Source organism: Anaerovibrio lipolyticus (assembly GCF_021531495.1).
Lineage (GTDB): Bacteria > Bacillota > Negativicutes > Selenomonadales > Selenomonadaceae > Anaerovibrio.
Genome location: NZ_JADYTY010000089.1, coordinates 1 through 465 on the forward strand (window position 1 = coordinate 1; position 465 = coordinate 465).

At 36.6% G+C, this 465-nt stretch carries 1 protein-coding gene; it reads left to right on the forward strand.

What is annotated here, in order from left to right; all coding sequences use genetic code 11:
• Positions 1-118 precede the first annotated feature (118 nt).
• Positions 119-465 (forward strand): transposase (locus tag I6E26_RS11105; protein WP_235321925.1); only part of this gene is annotated, 347 nt, incomplete at its 3' end.

Here is a 465-nt window from a genome sequence, read left to right on the forward strand (position 1 = left end):
GATAAAAAACTCAATAGTTACTATCACGCACTTTCAAATGATAAGATTGCAAACACACAAATTCGACAAATATTAGCAAAAATGTCTTTAAGCATCATTCTGTTTTGTGAGCCTTACAATGTCTGTTCCGGTAATGGAAACTCGAAAAGGCTACCAGCAACAAATCCGTTATGTTCCCATTTCTATCGGATATGCCATGTGGACTCCTGAAAAATCAAAACTGGAACTTGCAACTGAGTTATTAGGAGAAATTATGCCAATGCTAAAATATAAGCAGGTAATACTTTGCTTTGACAGCTGGTATGCCAAAAAGAAACTGATATACTGGGCATTATCATATAACAATGTCAATATAATCTGCAATGCCAGACATGATACTGTCATGTGGGATTTGCCTGAGCCTATATCTGGAAAACGTGGACGGCCTAAAAAATATGGAGACAAGCTTTCTCTTGATTCCATCAA